Here is a 14,799-nt window from a genome sequence, read left to right on the forward strand (position 1 = left end):
TCATTCCTCCGTTGCGGGGCTGCCGCCGGCGACGACCTCGGAGAGCAGGTCCTCCTCGGTGGCGCCGCGCCGCCAGTAGCCGGTGAAGGTGACGGCGCGGCGGTCCAGCCCTCGCTCGTTCACCAGATGCCGGCGCAGCGCCTTGACCACGGCGGACTCGCCCGCGATCCACGCGTAGGCGCCGCCCGGGACCGTGGCCGCGCGGACCGCGTCGACCAGGCCGCCGGGGGAGACCCAGGTGATCTCCGCGTCGGCGCCCGCCGGCAGCTCCTGCCGGTCCTCGGGGTGCGGGACGTCGATCCACACCTGGGCGGGCGTCCCGGCGGGCAGCCAGGCGAGGTTCCCGGCGATGGCCGGCAGCGCGGTCAGGTCGCCCGCGATCACCACCGGGCTCCCGGGCGGCGGCCGGAAGTCGTAGCCGCCGTTGTCGGGGCCGGTCGGGCCGAGGACGGTGACGCGGTCGCCCGCGCTCGCCGCCGCGGCCCAGCGGGCGGCCGGGCCGGACGCGCCGTCGGTGTGCAGCGCGAAGTCGACGTCGAGCTCGCCGGGACGCGTGCCGCGCACGGTGTAGGAGCGCATGATCCCGCGCTCGGCCGGGTCGAGCGCCCGCCAGTCGGCGAACCACGTGTCGCCGTCGCTGTCCTCCGGCATCACGGGGGCGTCCTGGTGCGGGTGCGGGAGGAACAGCTTGAAGCGCTGGTCGCGTCCGCCGGTGCCGAAACCGGCCGCGCCGCCGAAGGTGATCCGGACCATGGACGGGCCGAGCCGCTCGGACCGCAGGACGTGCAGGTCGAAGAACGCGTACGGATGGGCCGGGGTCGTCATCGCGCTTCCTTTCAGCCGGTCTTCCCGGCGGACCGGAGGGACGTGGCGAGGGCTTCGATGATCGGCGCGCAGCCCTCGTAGGAGAAGCGGGGCTCGGGCTGCCACGCGATGACCTGCCCCGCCTTCACCGCGGGCAGGTCCTTCCAGGACGGCTTGGAGCCGAGGTCCTTCGGCTGGAGCGCCTGGGTCCGGGAGTCGAGCATGATGACGTCGGCCTTGTACTTGCCGGCGTTCTCCCAGCTCAGCTCCTCGAAGTAGCCGTCCTTGCCCGGCTTCTCCGGGACGATCAGGTCGACTCCCAGTTCCTTGAAGTAGATGAGGTCGGTGTTCTTGCCCGGGCTTGAGGCGTAGAAGAGGTCGGGGCTCGCGGACGCCGCCAGCACCTTCAGCCCGCGCTTGGCCTCGGCCGCCGCGCGCAGCGTCTCGGACGCCTTCTCGAACCGGGCCTTGGCGGCGGTGACCTTCGCGGACTTCAGGTCGGCGCCTAGTGCGGCGGCGAGCGCGGCGGTCCGCTCGATCGGCCTCGGCAGGGACACGGCTCCGGTGGAGATCGCGACGCTCGGTGCCAGCGCGAAGATCTTGTCCTTGCTCTCGGCCGGGACGTAGAACAGGTCGGGCGGTACGAACATGTTGTCGACGAGGAGCTCGGGGCGGAGCGCCGCGTACTTCTCGATGTTGAACTCGCCGTAGGCGTTGCCGATGATCTCCAGCCGGCCGACGGGCAGGTTCCCGGCCTGCGGGTCGGGCCTGCCGTCCTTGAGCTTCGTCGGGCCGTACACGCCGACGAGCTGCCGGTCGACGCCGAAGTCGTAGAGGGCGGCCGCGGCGCCGACGTAGGCGACGACCCGCGTCGGGCGCGCCTTGAGGCCGACCTTCGTGCCGCGGTCGTCGGTGAACTCCCACGCGCCGCTGCCGGGCGAGGCCGTTCCGCCTCCGCCGTCCCCGCACGCGCTGATGAACGCGCCGAGGGCGACGGCGCCGCTCGCGCCCAGGAAACCGCGGCGGGTGAGGTGCCGAGCACCGATGTTCGACATTACGGACGTTCTCCCAAATCAACTACTGCGGCCGGATGGTGGCCGATGCGAGCTTAGGTTAACCTAACCTAAGATCTTGTCCAGAGTGGGACCCGTCACGGCGGTCCCCGGCACGTCCCCCCGGAGCCCACCAGGTGTTGTCGACGAAGTCGCCGCCGCTGACGCCACCCGCCGAGCGGCCGTCCGCCGGACGGGTGCGGGGCGCGCCGTGGGCGGCCGGGCTCATCGCCGCGGTGCTGCTCCTGCTCGCAACGGTCGTGCTGAGCCTCGCGGTCGGCGCGAAGCCGCTGTCGATCGCGCAGGTGTGGGACGGGCTGCTCCACACCGACTCGGCCGCCTACACGGTCGTCCATGACATGCGCGTCCCGCGCACGCTGCTCGGCCTCCTCGCCGGGACGGCCCTCGGGCTCGCCGGCGCCGTGATGCAGGCGCTGACCCGCAACCCGCTCGCCGATCCCGGGCTCCTCGGCATCAACGCGGGGGCGTCCGCGGCCGTCGTGTCGGCGATCTCGTTCCTCGGCGTCACCTCGTTCACCGGCTTCGTCTGGTTCGCGTTCGCGGGCGCCGGAGCGGTCGCGGTGCTGCTCTACGCGGTCGGCGGCGGGCGCGGCGCGACCCCGGCCCGGCTCGCGCTCGCCGGGTCGGCGCTGAACGCGGCGCTGTTCTCCTATGTGAACGCGGTCCAGCTCCTCGACACCGCGTCGCTGGACCGTATGCGCTTCTGGACGGTCGGCTCCCTCGCCTCCGCGCAGGGGTACACCGTCGTCCGGGTCGCGCCGTTCGTCCTGGTGGGGCTCGTCACGGCACTGCTGCTGGCCCGTCCGCTGAACGCGATGGCCATGGGCGAGGAGGCGGCCCGCGCGCTCGGCGCGTCCCCCGGCCGGGCCCGGGTCGCCGCGATCGTCACGGTCACCCTGCTGTGCGGGGCGGCGACGGCGGCGTGCGGGCCGATCATCTTCGTCGGGCTGATGGTGCCCCACTTCGTCCGTGCGCTGACCGGCCCCGACCTGCGGCGGCTGATCCCGTACTGCGCGCTCCTCTCGCCGGCCCTCATGCTCGCGGCGGACGTCCTCGGCCGGGTCGTCGTCCGGCCGTCCGAGCTCCAGGTCGGCATCGTGATGGTCGTCGCGGGCGGCCCGGTGTTCCTCTACTTCGTCCGGCGCCCGCGGAAGGCCGCCGCATGAGCAGGACGCCGCATTTCGCCGTCATCCGCGCGCCCGGCGGGCCGTCGTTCCGCTTCCGCCCGCGCGCTCTCGCCGTCGCGGCGGTCTGCCTCGGCATCGCGCTGGGGACGAGCGTGCTCCTCATCGGCAGCGGCGACTTCCCGATGAGCCCCGCCGACGTCGTCCGGACCCTGTTCGGGCACGGCTCGCCCGCCGACTCCCTCATCGTGAACCAGATCCGGCTGCCGCGGGTGGCGGCCGCGCTCGCGGTCGGCGCCGCCCTCGGCCTGGCCGGGGCGATCTTCCAGTCGCTCGTCCGGAACCCGCTCGGCAGCCCCGACATCCTGGGGTTCGGCCAGGGCGCCGCCACCGGGGTCCTCGCCGTGATCGTGCTGACGGGCGCGGGCAGCGTCGCGGTCGCGGCCGGCGCGGCGGGCGGCGGCCTCGCGACCGGGCTGGTCGTGTACGCGGTCGCCGGACGGCACGGCGCGCACGGGCAGCGGCTGATCCTCGTCGGCATCGGCGTCGCCGCGATCCTCACCGGCGTGAACGGCTACCTGCTCACCCAGGCGAAGATCACCGACGCGGCGCGCGCCGTCCTGTGGCTGACCGGCAGCCTGGACGGCCGCGACTGGGCGGACGCCGCGCCCGTCATCGCGGTGCTCGGCGTGCTCGGCCCGCTCGTCCTCGCCGGCTGCGGCCGGGCGCTGCGGATGCTGGAGATGGGCGACGACGCTGCGCACGGCCTCGGCGTCCCCATCGAGCGGGTCCGGCTGCTCCTGCTCACCGCGGCCGTGCTGCTCACCTCGCTCGCCGCGGCGGCGGCCGGTCCGGTCGCGTTCGTCGCGCTGACCGCGCCGCAGCTCGCCCGCCGGCTCACCCGCACGGCCGGGCCGAACCTGCTGCCCGCGGCGTGCGTGGGCGCGGCGCTGCTGGTGGCCGCCGACTGGGTCGCCCAGCGCGCGTTCCCCGGGCACCAGCTCCCGGTCGGCGTGGTGACCGGGCTGCTCGGCGGCGGATACCTGGTCTGGCTCCTCGTGACCGAACGCAAGACGGGACGGATCTGAATTGAAGGACGGAAACGCGCGCCTCGCCGGAACCGGGCTGACGCTCGCCTACGACAAGCGCACCATCACCGAGAACCTTGACGTGGCCGTCCCGGAGGGCTCCTTCACGGTGATCGTGGGCCCGAACGCGTGCGGCAAGTCGACGCTGCTGCGGGCGCTGGCCCGGATCCTCAAGCCGTCCGCGGGGACCGTCGTCCTGGACGGCCGGCCGATCGCCGGCTGGCCCGCCAAGAAGCTGGCGCGGACGCTCGGCCTGCTGCCGCAGTCGTCCATCGCGCCGGAGGGCATCACGGTCGCCGACCTGGTCTCGCGCGGCCGGTACCCGCACCAGAGCCTGCTGCGGCAGTGGTCGAAGGAGGACGAGCGGGTCGTCGCCGAGTCGATGGCCGCGACCGGTGTCCAGGATCTCGCCGACCGGCACGTGGACGAGCTCTCGGGCGGACAGCGGCAGCGCGTCTGGATCGCGATGGCGCTCGCCCAGCAGACGCCGCTGCTGCTCCTGGACGAGCCGACGACCTATCTCGACATCGCCCACCAGATCGAGGTGCTCGACCTGTGCGCGCGGCTGCACGAGGAGGGCCGCACGGTCGTCGCCGTCCTGCACGACCTCAACCACGCCGCCCGGTACGCCACGCACATGATCGCGATGCGGGACGGCCGGATCGTCGCCGAGGGCGAACCGGCCGCGGTCGTCACGTCCGAGCTGGTCGAGCAGGTCTTCCGGCTGCCTTGCCGGGTGATCGACTGCCCGGAGACCGGCAATCCGCTGGTCGTTCCGGCCGCCCGCGCCCGCACGCCCGCGCCGCACTGACCACACCGGGAATCGTTGTAGGCTTCAAATGATTGTAGGGCTACAACGATTGGAGGCGGTGTGCCCGAACTCAGCCCCCGGCGCCGGCTTCTGGTGCTGGCCATCTGCTCGTTGAGCCTGCTCATCGTCAGCCTCGACAACACGATCCTCAACGTCGCCCTGCCGTCGCTGCAGCACGACTTCCGCAGCTCGCTCTCCGGGCTCCAGTGGACGATCGACGCGTACCTGATCGTCCTCGCGTCGCTGCTGATCCTCTCCGGCTCGACCGCCGACCGGATCGGCCGCCGCCGCGTGTTCCAGACCGGCCTCGCGCTGTTCGTCGCCGGATCGGTGCTGTGCAGCCTCGCGCCGTCCCTCGGCTGGCTCGTCGGCGCCCGCGTCGTGCAGGCGGTCGGCGGCTCCATGCTCAACCCGGTCGCCATGTCGATCATCACCAACGTGTTCACCGAGCCGCGCGAGCGGGCCCGCGCCATCGGCGTCTGGAGCGCCGTCGTCGGCCTCAGCATGGCGATGGGACCGCTCGTCGGCGGGCTGCTGGTCGACTCCGTGGGCTGGCGCTCGATCTTCTGGCTGAACGTGCCGATCGGGCTGGCCGCGCTCGCGCTGACCGCGCTGTTCGTCCCCGAGTCGCGGGCCCCGCGGCCGCGCCGGCTCGACCCGGCCGGACAGGCGTTCATGATCGTGCTGCTCGGTTCGCTGACCTACGCGATCATCGAGGCGCCCGGGCGCGGCCTGCGCGACCCCGCCGTCCTCGGCGCCGCGATCCTGGCCGTGGCGTCGCTCGCCGGGTTCGTCCTGCACGCCCTGCGCACCCCCGAACCACTGATCGACCTGCGCTTCTTCCGCAGCGTCCCGTTCTCCGGCGCGACCGTCATCGCCGTCAGCGGGCTCGCGGCGCTCGGCGGGTTCCTGTTCCTCAACACGCTCTACCTGCAGAACGTGCGCGGGATGTCCGCGCTGCAGGCGGGGCTGTACCTGCTGCCGATGGCCGCGATGACCGCCGCGGCCGCCCCGCTGTCGGGACGGCTCGTCGGCGGCTGCGGCCCGCGGCTCCCGCTCCAGATCGCCGGCGGGGCGATGCTCGCCAGCGCCCTGCTGTTCGCCGCGTTCGACGCCGAGACCCGCGACCTCACGCTGGTCGCGGCGTACGTGCTGTTCGGCGCCGGGTTCGGCATGGTCAACTCGCCGATCACGAACACCGCCGTGTCCGGGATGCCGCGCGCCCAGGCGGGCGTCGCGGCCGCCGTCGCCTCCACCAGCCGGCAGGTCGGGCAGGCGCTCGGCGTCGCGGTGATCGGCGCCGTGCTCGCCGCGGGGACGTCCGGCTCGTACGCCGCGTCGACCTTCGTGTCGGCCGCGCGCCCGGCATACTGGATCCTCGCCGGGTGCGCCGCCACCGTCCTGGTGCTCGGCACGGTCACCACGGGCCGGCGCGCCGCCCGCAGCGCCGCACGCACCTCCGCCCTGTTCGAGGCGGGTGACGCGGCACCGGACGCACGCCAGGAGACGGGAGCGAGTGCCCGATGACCGAGCCCGCCGACGCCGCCGCCCGGGCGTGGCACAACCTGCGGATCCTGCTGCACGAGCGGGGCGACCGGCGCCGCGAGGCGTCCGAGGCGCTCGGCATGAGCTTCTTCCGGGTCAAGGCGCTGCGCCGCATCGCCGCGGCGACCGGGCCGCTGACGCTGCGCGACCTCGCCGAGGCGCTGGTCACCGACCGCCCCTACGCCACGATCGTGGTGGACGACCTGGTCGGGCGCGGCCTGGCCGAGCGGACCCCGAACCCCGCCGACCGCCGCTCCAAGATCGTGACCGTGACGGCGGCCGGACGCGCCGCGGCGGCGGAGGCCGAGCGCATCCTCGACACCCCGCCGCCGGAGCTGTACGACCTCCCGCCCGAGGACCTGGCCGTCCTCGACCGCGTCGCCGCCCGTCTCGTCGCGACCCCTCAGGAGACCTAGCCGCCCGCCTGGCCGGTCGAATCGGGCGGGTGTTCGGCCTTCCATGGGTTCGCGTGCGTATGTCCCGGCATGAGGGAGACGGCACGGAACTGTTCGCGGTGGCGGCTCGCCGCGCTCGCCGGCGCGGCCGCGCTGGTGGCCGCCCTGGCGGGCGCCTGCGGCTTCGAGGTCGCCCCGGCGGCGCCCGGCGCGCAGGGCACGCGGGTCGCGACCCCCGCACCCGCCTCGCAGGAGTCGCCCCCGGGGAAGGTCGACGAGAACGAGTTCCAGGAGGACGTCCGCACCGCGGAGACCATCACCGACGACTACTGGCGGCGGCACTGGGAGCGGTTGTTCACCGGCTCGTACAGCTCACCGCGCGTCGTCGGCCTCTACAACGGCCGCGACCCGGGCTCGACGCCGACCTGCGACGGCGAGCCCCTCGAACGCGACAACGCCGCCTACTGCCCGGCCGGCGACTTCGTCGCCTGGGACGCCCACCTCATGCGATCCGGCTACGCCCGCGGCGACGCCTGGGTCTATCTGGTGATCGCGCACGAGTGGGGCCATGCCGTGCAGAACCGGCTCCGCCGCGGCCTCGTGTCGCCCGCCGCCGAACTCCAGGCCGACTGCCTGGCCGGGGCCGTCCTCTACGGCTCGTCCGACGACGGCACGCTGAAGTTCGAGGACGGCGACGAGCAGGAGCTGGTGGACGCCTTCCAGGTCATCGGCGACAAGGCGCCGTGGACGAAGCCCGGCGACCACGGCTCGTCCGTCCAGCGGCTCCGCAGCTTCTCCCGCGGCGGCGAGAACGGCGTGCGGGCCTGCTTCACCTGACGGCGGGGCTCACGACCGGCGGAGGTGCCGCTCCACGGACTCGACCTTGGCGTCGAGCGCGCCCGTCACGCCGGGCCGGATGTCGGCCTTGACGACCAGGCTCACCCTGGGCGCCCGCGCCGCCACGGCGTCGGTGGCGGCCTTCACCACGGCCATCACCTCGTCCCATTCGCCCTCGATCGTGGTGAACATGGCGTCGGTCCGGTTGGGCAGGCCGCTGGCCCGCACCACCCGGACCGCCTCGGCGACGAGTTCGCCGACCTCCTCGCCCGCGCCGAGCGGGGTCACCGAGAACGCGACGAGCATCGCGCACCTCCCGAAATCTAGGGCTGGACGACCTGCCGTACCACGATCTCATCCAGCCGGCGCTCGACGATCACCCCCACCGGCCAGTCGCGCACGAGGCAGCGCAGCAGCGCCGCCTCGTGCTCGGCGAACGACGCGTCGCACCCCTGCTGCTCAAGGCTGGAACGGATCGCCAGCACGTAGTCCTCGTCGGTGAAGCCCGGTATCTCCCGGACCATCGCGGTGGTCGTGGCGCGGTGCGAGTTCAGCCCGGCGAAGGAGCGGCCGCAGCCGCAGCCGCCGTCCGGGTCGTCCCGGTCGCTGGCGCACACCATCCCGATGTGGACGAGCTCGCCCTCGACGCACCAGTCGAAGTCGTTGTCGCGGAATCCCTGGCTGGAGTTGGTGGCGGTGAGCAGTTTCAAGGCCATACCCCCTCGGCACGTGGACGCGACTCCACCGTACGACGAGGGTCTGACGTAACGTCTGGACCATGAGCGAAGACAATGACGTCCTGCTTCATCGTGACGGCCCGTTCACCACGATCACCATGAACCGGCCCCGTCGCCGCAACGCCCTGAGCCGCACCTTCCTCCTTGAGCTCACGGATGCGTTCCGCGAGGCCGGGTCCACCGACGCCCGCGGCGTGATCCTCGCCGCGAACGGCCCGGTCTTCTCCGCCGGGCACGACTTCGCCGACATGGCGGGGGCGTCCCACGCCGACGTCCGGGACCTCCTGATGGTCTGCACCGAGCTGATGCGGACCATGCAGTCCATCCCGCAGGTGGTGGTCGCCCGCGTGCACGGCCTGGCCACCGCCGCGGGCTGCCAGCTGGTGGCGAGCTGCGACCTGGCCGTGGCCGCCGAGAGCGCCGGGTTCGCCGCGCCCGGCGGCAAGGGCGGCTGGTTCTGCCACACGCCCCTGGTCGCCATCTCGCACAACGTCGGCCGCAAGCGCGCCGCCGAGATGGCGCTCACAGGCGAGATCTTCGACGCGAGCACGGCCGCCGAGTGGGGCTTGATCAACTACGCGGTCCCCGACGACGAGCTCGACAAGGCGACGCAGGACCTGCTCCAGCGCGCGACCCAGGGCAGCCCGCGCAGCAAGGCCCTTGGCAAGCAGGCCATGTACGCCCAGTTCGACCGCCCCGAACAGGACGCCTACACCTACGCGATCGAGGTGATGGCCGCCTCAAGCCAGACCCCGGAAGCCCAGGAGGGCATGACCGCCTTCCTGGAAAAGCGCCACCCCACTTGGCCCGCCTGAAGAGGCCCTGCCTCGGCAGGGGAGGCAGGGCCTCGGGGGTCTTGGTCAGCCGCGGAAGGCGGGGGTTCCCGTCAGGGCCTGGCCCAGCACGAGGGTGTGCATTTCGGAGGTCCCCTCGTAGGTGAGGACGGACTCGAGGTTGGCCATGTGGCGGATCACGGGGTATTCGAGGGAGATGCCGTTCGCGCCGAGGATGGTGCGGGCGGTGCGGCAGACGTCCAGCGCCTCCCGGACGTTGTTGAGCTTGCCGAAGCTGACCTGGTCGGGCCGGAGCCGGTGCTCGTCCTTGAGGCGGCCGAGGTGCAGGGCCACCAGCAGCGCCTTGTGCACCTCCAGTGCCATGTCGGCGAGCTTGGCCTGGGTCAGCTGGAACGCCGCGATCGGCCGGCCGAACTGCTCCCGGGACTTGGCGTAGTCCAGCGCCGTCTCCAGCGCTGAGCGGGCCGCTCCCGTGGCGCCCCAGACGATCCCGTACCTGGCCTCGTTCAGGCAGCTCAAGGGCGCGCGCAGGCCGGTGCCTTCGGGGAGGGCTGCGGAGGCGGGCAGGCGGACGTCGTCGAGGATCAGCTCACTGGTGACCGAGGCGCGCAGCGAGAGCTTGCGGTGCATCAGCGGCGCGGCGAACCCGGGGGTCTCGGTCGGGACGACGAATCCCTGGACGCCCTGCTCCGTCCGCGCCCATACGACGGCCACGTCGGCGATCGACCCGTTGGTGATCCACATCTTGCGGCCGTTCAGCACCCAGTCGCCGCCGTCGCGGCGGGCGGTGGTGCGCATCGAGCCCGGGTCGGATCCGGCGTCGGGCTCGGTGAGGCCGAAGCAGCCGATCGCCTCGCCGGCGGCCATCCGGGGCAGCCACCGGCTCTTGTGCTCCTCCGACCCGAAACGCCGGATCGCGAACATCGCCAGCGAGCCCTGCACTGACACCAGCGAGCGGATGCCCGAGTCACACGCCTCCAGTTCGAGGCAGGCCAGGCCGTAGGCGACCGCGCTCGTCCCGGCGCAGCCGTAGCCTTCCAGGTGCATGCCGAGCAGGCCCAGCTTGCCCATCTCGCGGGCCAGCTCGCGGGCGGCGGGCAGTTCGCCGCGCTCGAACCAGTCCGCGATGTGCGGGGTGATGCGGTCCGCGCAGAAGCCGCGCACCGTGTCGCGGACGGCGAGTTCCTCGTCGCTCAGCAACGTGTCGATGTCCAGCGGGTCGGACGGGTTGAACGGTGTGGTCACTGGCGGGCCCTCCTGGGTCATCGTTTCTCCTCGGACGTGGTCGGGCTGTCGGGGAAGGGGCCCGGCGACCGCAGCCACGCGCGGATCAGGTCGCCGTGCTCGTTCAGGTCGGGGGGCGGGACGGGCGGCCCGGCGGTCGCCCCGGAGAACGTGATGGGCGAGCGCACCTGCGGCGGGTGCCCGTCGCCGAGGTCGAGCAGGGGGGCGAGGCCCAGCTCGACGGCGCGTTCGACGGCGGCGGGGATGTCGTTGACCCGCGCGCAGGCGATCCCCGCGGCGGCCAGCTCCGGTTCCCATTCGCGGACGCCGCGGGCCGCCAGCGCGTCCTCCAGCCGTTCGGCCAGCTCCGCGCGGTGCGCGACGCGGTCGGCGTTGGCGGCGAACCGCGGATCGCCGGCGAGGCCGGGCAGGCCGAGCACCTCGGCGAACCGGCGGAACTGCGCGTCTGTGCCCACGGCCACCGCGAGCAGCCCGTCCGCGCAGCGCAGCGTCTCGTACGGCGCGATGCTCGGGTGCCGGTTGCCCATCCGGACGGGCGCCTCACCGGTCGTCAGGAACGCCGACACCTGGTTGGCCAGGCCGCCGAGCAGGCTGGTCAGCAGGCTCACCTCGACGTGCCCGCCCTCGCCGGTCAGCTCGCGGCCGCGCAGCGCGGCGAGGATCCCGATCAGGGCGTCCTTGCCGGTCAGCACGTCGACCAGGGCGACGCCGACCTTCATGGGGTCGCCGTCGGCCGCGCCGGTGATGCTCATCAGGCCGCCCGCGGCCTGCGCGACGAAGTCGTACCCGGGCAGGTCCGCGCCCGCCGCGCTGCCGAAGCCGGAGATGGACGCGTACACCAGGCGGGGGTTGAGCTTGCGGGCGCCGTCGTAGTCCAGCCCGTGCCGGGCGAGCACGCCGGGCCGGAAGTTCTCGACCAGCACGTCGGCGCGGCGCACCAGCTCCGCGGCGACCTCGCGGTCGGCGGGGTCGGCCAGGTCGAGCGCGATGCTGTGCTTGCCGCGGTTGAGGCATTCGAAGTAGGAGCTGGAACGTGCGGTCCACGGCGGTCCCCAGCCGCGCGTGTCGTCCCCCTCGCCCGGCCGCTCCACCTTGATCACGGTAGCGCCGAGGTCGGCCATCGTCATGGTGGTGAGCGGGCCCGCGAGGACCCTGCTGAAATCGGCGACCAGCAGTCCCGCCAGCGGGCCGTCCCCGGTCGGCTGATCGCGCACACGCGCGTGTTCGGCCGGATGCTCGCGCTGGTGCTCACTCACGGCCGGTCTCCGTCCTCCTGGCGGTTGTGCCGGGGGTCGGCGGCGCGCTCGGCGACGAGCCCGGGGAGGAGCCGGGTACCTGGATGCGGCTCAGGGCCGTGCGCGGATCTCTGCTGGCGGAGACCGCAGTCATTGGCGGCTCACTTTCGTGGATCGGCATGGAGGGGTGGACGGGACGGCCTGGGCGAGGTGGCCGCGGGTCAGTCGCGCCAGCGCGGGGACGTGGTGCGGGGCGGGATCAGTGCGGCGGGAAGGCGCAGCAGCGCGGGGCGGCCGCGGGCCGCGGACTCCCGCAGCGCCGCGGGCAGTTCGCCGGGCCCGGCCACGTCGCGGGCGTCGATGCCGAAGCTCCCGGCCAGGGCGACGAAGTCGGGGGTCGCCAGGTGGACCCCCTGCTCCGGATGCCCGAAGCGCTCCTGGTCGTAGCGGAGCATCCCGTAGCAGGCGTCGTCCACGACCAGGACGGTCACCGGCAGGCGTTCCTGCGCGAGCGTCGCCAGCTCGCCGACCGCGAACATCAGGCCGCCGTCCCCGCAGACGGCCAGGGTCGGCGTGCGGGACACCGCCGCCGGCCCGATGGCGGCGGGGAGGGCGTAGCCGAGCGTGCCCCAGCCGACCGGGTACTGCAGGCGGCGCGGCCGTCCCATCGAGGCGTACCCGCCGATCCAGTAACCGGCGACCGCCATGTCCGCCACGATCGCACCCTCGGCGGGCCAGGCGTCCTCGACCGCCTCGACCAGGTCGAGCGGCCCGTCGCCGTCCTCGGCGCGCAGCCTGGCCCGGACCTTCGCGCGCAGCGCGGCCGGGTCGGCCCAGCCCTCCGGCCGCGCGGCGACGCCCTCGCGGCGGTCCGCGCCGGACAGCTCGCGCAGCGCCGCCAGCGCGTCCGCCCGGACGGCGACGTCCGGCGGGTAGTTCTTGGCCAGGTCAACCGGGTCGCAGTTGACCGACACCAGCCGGGGCGGGCGCGGCATCGTCCAGTTGCGGGTGTTCATCCCGTCGAAGTCGGTGCCCACGGCCACCATCAGGTCGGCGTCGGCGATCAGCGCCGCGACCTCGGGCTCGTGCGGCGGTGCGGCCACCAGGTACGGGTGGCCGTCCGGGAGCACGCCGCGCGCGGCGAACGTGGCGACCACTGGGGCCTTGAGGCGGCGGGCCAGCGCGTCCAGCTCGGCTCCGGCGCCGGCCTGCACGACGCCGCCGCCCGCCCACAGCACGACCCGTCCGGCGCGGTCGATCTCGGCCACGGCGGCGGCGAGCGCGGCGGGGTCGGTCGCGGTGCGCGCCGGGCCGGCGGGCGGGACGGGGACGCCCGGGCTTGCGAGCACGTCGGTGGGAACGTCCAGGTAGACCGGGCCCTGCGGCCAGGTGAGCGCGGTGGTGAGCGCCTCGGAGACCGCTTCGGCGACCTCGGCGGCGGTGCGCGGCCGGTAGACGGCCTTGGCGAGCGGCTCGAACAGCCCCGCCTGGTCCGCGCTCTCGTGCAGGACGCCGCGGACGACGCCCGGGCGCCGCAGCGTCGTGGCGATCTCGCTGGCGACCAGCATGACCGGGCTGTGCGAGGCGGCCGCCTCGCCGAACGCGGCGACCGCGTTGGCGGCGCCCGGGCCGGTCGTCGTCAGGGCCGCGCCCGGCGAGCCGGTCGCGCGCGCGGCGCCGTCGGCGGCGTACACGGTGGTCTGCTCGTGTCTGACCCCGACGATGTCCGGCCGTCCCGGGGCCTGCTCCTGCCAGAACGCGAGGTTGTGGACGCCCGGAAGGCCGAACACGCGCTCGGTCCCGGCCGACGCCAGCGCGTCCAGAATGCTTCCCGCGACGGTCATCCGCTTCACCTGAGCCACTCCCATCCCCGCCCCCGGCGGTCTCGAAAGCAGCCGAGAAGGGTCTTGCGCAGAAAATTGGATCCACTATACATTCGCCTGACCGTCCTAGCCCGCCATCCCGTTCGACGACAAGAGTTCCGAACCAATGAAACGGATGGCGGTGCACAGCTCCGCCACCGAAACGACAGGGCCCGCTCCCTGAGGAGGCCACGCCATGACCCACTCGCCCCGACGCCCCACGGACCCGGCCGAGCATGTGCACCGTTCCGGCGAGCGCACCCCGCGGTCCGGCACGTCCCGGTCCGCAGAACGCCGCATCCGCCTCCTCGGCGTTCCGGCCGCGGCGCTCGCGGTCGCCCTGGCGGCGGCCGCCTGCAGCAGCGGGCAGCCGGGCACGACCGGCGACGGCAAGGGCAAGGCGGACGCCGCGGGTGCGGCGAAGTTCGACGCGTTCGACAAGGTGGCCCCGGACCCGGCCGCCGCCGGCAAGCTGCCGGCGCGGGTGAAGTCCGCCGGGAAGCTCGTCGTGGTGATGAACGTGTCGAGCCCGCCGACCAAGTTCTACGCGTCCGACAACAAGACGATCATCGGGCTCAACGCCGACCTCGCCCGCGCGCTGGGGCGCGTCCTCGGCGTCCAGACGCAGATCCAGGACGTCCAGCTCGACGGCATCATCCCCGGTCTCGGTGCCAAGCGGTACGACATGGCGATCTCCAGCATGTCGGCCACGCCGGAACGGCTGAGGGTTCTGGACATGGTGGACTACGGCGCGTGGGGCACCTCGCTGGCGGTGGCCAAGGGCAACCCGGAGAAGCTGTCGGCGGACACCCTGTGCGGGCACAAGATCGCCGTGCAGCAGGGCTCGATCCAGGAGGCGGTGCGGCTGCCCGGCTTCTCCAAGGCGTGCCAGGCGGCGGGCAAGCCCGCGGTGCAGCCCGTCGTCCTGCCGAGCCAGACGGACGCGCTCGTGCAGCTCGGCAGCGGCCGGGCCGACGGCGTCCTCGCCGACACCCCGGTGCTCGCGTACGCGGCGGTCCAGACGCCCGGCAAGTTCCAGCTCGTCACCGAGATGAACCGCAGCGCGGTCGCCGTCGGCCTGCCTAAGGGCTCCGACCTCACCCCGGCCGTGCAGGCGGGCCTCACCGCCCTGACGAAGTCCGGCACGTCCCAGCAGATCTTCGCCAAGTGGGGGCTGAAGTCGGCCATGATCGACCGCCCGAACCTGGAGAAGTCCGCGTCCTGACCCCCGCATCCGTCTGGAGACCAT

Annotated in this window: 15 protein-coding genes; 8 read left to right on the forward strand and 7 right to left on the reverse strand. The window is 73.6% G+C overall.

Features of this window, described 5'->3' with window-relative positions; genetic code table 11:
* Complete coding sequence (locus ACQPZP_RS14735) at positions 1-825, reverse strand: siderophore-interacting protein (protein WP_433478173.1); 825 nt, start codon at positions 823-825, stop codon at positions 1-3.
* A gap of 11 nt (positions 826-836) precedes the next feature.
* A complete protein-coding gene (locus ACQPZP_RS14740; protein ID WP_433478174.1) occupies positions 837-1,859 on the reverse strand; it encodes an ABC transporter substrate-binding protein in 1,023 nt (340 codons plus the stop codon).
* Between the two features lie 134 nt (positions 1,860-1,993).
* Here ACQPZP_RS14740 and ACQPZP_RS14745 point away from each other — a divergent pair, with 134 nt between their 5' ends.
* The 6 genes from ACQPZP_RS14745 (at position 1,994) to ACQPZP_RS14770 (ending at position 7,677) form a co-directional block, all read left to right on the forward strand.
* Positions 1,994-3,043: a FecCD family ABC transporter permease gene (locus ACQPZP_RS14745; protein ID WP_433478175.1), complete on the forward strand. Its 1,050-nt coding sequence runs from the start codon at positions 1,994-1,996 to the stop codon at positions 3,041-3,043.
* Positions 3,040-4,089: a FecCD family ABC transporter permease gene (locus ACQPZP_RS14750; protein WP_433478176.1), complete on the forward strand. Its 1,050-nt coding sequence runs from the start codon at positions 3,040-3,042 to the stop codon at positions 4,087-4,089. The genes ACQPZP_RS14745 and ACQPZP_RS14750 overlap by 4 nt, the downstream gene beginning before the upstream one ends.
* A 1-nt stretch (position 4,090) precedes the next feature.
* Positions 4,091-4,900, forward strand: coding sequence for an ABC transporter ATP-binding protein (locus tag ACQPZP_RS14755; RefSeq protein WP_433478177.1), 810 nt, complete (start codon positions 4,091-4,093; stop codon positions 4,898-4,900).
* 60 nt (positions 4,901-4,960) lie between these two features.
* Positions 4,961-6,427, forward strand: coding sequence for a DHA2 family efflux MFS transporter permease subunit (locus ACQPZP_RS14760; RefSeq protein WP_433478178.1), 1,467 nt, complete (start codon positions 4,961-4,963; stop codon positions 6,425-6,427).
* On the forward strand, positions 6,424-6,861 hold the full coding sequence (locus ACQPZP_RS14765) for a MarR family winged helix-turn-helix transcriptional regulator (protein ID WP_433468313.1): 438 nt from the start codon (positions 6,424-6,426) through the stop codon (positions 6,859-6,861). Before ACQPZP_RS14760 ends, ACQPZP_RS14765 begins: the two co-directional genes overlap by 4 nt.
* 69 nt (positions 6,862-6,930) lie before the next feature.
* On the forward strand, positions 6,931-7,677 hold the full coding sequence (locus tag ACQPZP_RS14770) for a neutral zinc metallopeptidase (protein ID WP_433478179.1): 747 nt from the start codon (positions 6,931-6,933) through the stop codon (positions 7,675-7,677).
* A 9-nt stretch (positions 7,678-7,686) separates the two neighbouring features.
* On the opposite strand, the gene ACQPZP_RS14775 is transcribed toward ACQPZP_RS14770, so the two are convergent.
* Both ACQPZP_RS14775 and ACQPZP_RS14780 read right to left on the reverse strand, forming a co-directional pair.
* A complete protein-coding gene (locus tag ACQPZP_RS14775; protein ID WP_433468315.1) occupies positions 7,687-7,983 on the reverse strand; it encodes an MTH1187 family thiamine-binding protein in 297 nt (98 codons plus the stop codon).
* A 17-nt stretch (positions 7,984-8,000) separates the two neighbouring features.
* Positions 8,001-8,393 carry a DUF7715 family protein gene (locus tag ACQPZP_RS14780; RefSeq protein ID WP_433478180.1) on the reverse strand — a complete coding sequence of 131 codons (393 nt, stop codon included), beginning with the start codon at positions 8,391-8,393 and terminating at the stop codon, positions 8,001-8,003.
* A gap of 62 nt (positions 8,394-8,455) precedes the next feature.
* Between ACQPZP_RS14780 and ACQPZP_RS14785 the strand changes: the two genes are divergently transcribed.
* Complete coding sequence (locus ACQPZP_RS14785) at positions 8,456-9,229, forward strand: enoyl-CoA hydratase-related protein (protein ID WP_433478181.1); 774 nt, start codon at positions 8,456-8,458, stop codon at positions 9,227-9,229.
* A 45-nt stretch (positions 9,230-9,274) separates the two neighbouring features.
* Here the strand turns inward: ACQPZP_RS14785 and ACQPZP_RS14790 are convergent, their stop codons facing one another.
* The 3 genes from ACQPZP_RS14790 to ACQPZP_RS14800 all read right to left on the reverse strand — a co-directional run bounded on the left by ACQPZP_RS14790 (position 9,275) and on the right by ACQPZP_RS14800 (position 13,532).
* Entirely contained in the window at positions 9,275-10,474 is a 1,200-nt protein-coding gene (locus tag ACQPZP_RS14790; protein ID WP_433478182.1) for an acyl-CoA dehydrogenase family protein, read from the reverse strand.
* Positions 10,471-11,709 (reverse strand): CaiB/BaiF CoA transferase family protein, encoded by a 1,239-nt coding sequence (locus ACQPZP_RS14795; protein WP_433478183.1) that lies wholly within the window; start codon positions 11,707-11,709, stop codon positions 10,471-10,473. Before ACQPZP_RS14795 ends, ACQPZP_RS14790 begins: the two co-directional genes overlap by 4 nt.
* 200 nt (positions 11,710-11,909) lie before the next feature.
* A complete protein-coding gene (locus tag ACQPZP_RS14800) occupies positions 11,910-13,532 on the reverse strand; it encodes a thiamine pyrophosphate-binding protein (protein ID WP_433478184.1) in 1,623 nt (540 codons plus the stop codon).
* Between the two features lie 214 nt (positions 13,533-13,746).
* On the opposite strand from ACQPZP_RS14800, the gene ACQPZP_RS14805 reads away from it, so the two are divergent.
* Positions 13,747-14,775 carry an ABC transporter substrate-binding protein gene (locus ACQPZP_RS14805; protein ID WP_433478185.1) on the forward strand — a complete coding sequence of 343 codons (1,029 nt, stop codon included), beginning with the start codon at positions 13,747-13,749 and terminating at the stop codon, positions 14,773-14,775.
* The last annotated feature ends 24 nt before the right edge of the window (positions 14,776-14,799 follow it).

Source organism: Spirillospora sp. CA-142024 (assembly GCF_050942325.1).
GTDB lineage: Bacteria > Actinomycetota > Actinomycetes > Streptosporangiales > Streptosporangiaceae > Spirillospora.

What these genes read in the sequence shown, in the direction of transcription:
- ACQPZP_RS14775 (WP_433468315.1), bottom strand. Translation starts at nt 7,983, where the DNA reads ATGCTCGTCGCGTTCTCGGTGACCCCGCTCGGCGCGGGCGAGGAGGTC.
- ACQPZP_RS14765 (WP_433468313.1), top strand. Translation starts at nt 6,424, where the DNA reads ATGACCGAGCCCGCCGACGCCGCCGCCCGGGCGTGGCACAACCTGCGG.
- ACQPZP_RS14790 (WP_433478182.1), bottom strand. Translation starts at nt 10,474, where the DNA reads ATGACCCAGGAGGGCCCGCCAGTGACCACACCGTTCAACCCGTCCGAC.
- ACQPZP_RS14735 (WP_433478173.1), bottom strand. Translation starts at nt 825, where the DNA reads ATGACGACCCCGGCCCATCCGTACGCGTTCTTCGACCTGCACGTCCTG.
- ACQPZP_RS14800 (WP_433478184.1), bottom strand. Translation starts at nt 13,532, where the DNA reads ATGACCGTCGCGGGAAGCATTCTGGACGCGCTGGCGTCGGCCGGGACC.
- ACQPZP_RS14770 (WP_433478179.1), top strand. Translation starts at nt 6,931, where the DNA reads ATGAGGGAGACGGCACGGAACTGTTCGCGGTGGCGGCTCGCCGCGCTC.
- ACQPZP_RS14750 (WP_433478176.1), top strand. Translation starts at nt 3,040, where the DNA reads ATGAGCAGGACGCCGCATTTCGCCGTCATCCGCGCGCCCGGCGGGCCG.
- ACQPZP_RS14740 (WP_433478174.1), bottom strand. Translation starts at nt 1,859, where the DNA reads ATGTCGAACATCGGTGCTCGGCACCTCACCCGCCGCGGTTTCCTGGGC.
- ACQPZP_RS14785 (WP_433478181.1), top strand. Translation starts at nt 8,456, where the DNA reads ATGAGCGAAGACAATGACGTCCTGCTTCATCGTGACGGCCCGTTCACC.
- ACQPZP_RS14805 (WP_433478185.1), top strand. Translation starts at nt 13,747, where the DNA reads ATGACCCACTCGCCCCGACGCCCCACGGACCCGGCCGAGCATGTGCAC.
- ACQPZP_RS14780 (WP_433478180.1), bottom strand. Translation starts at nt 8,393, where the DNA reads ATGGCCTTGAAACTGCTCACCGCCACCAACTCCAGCCAGGGATTCCGC.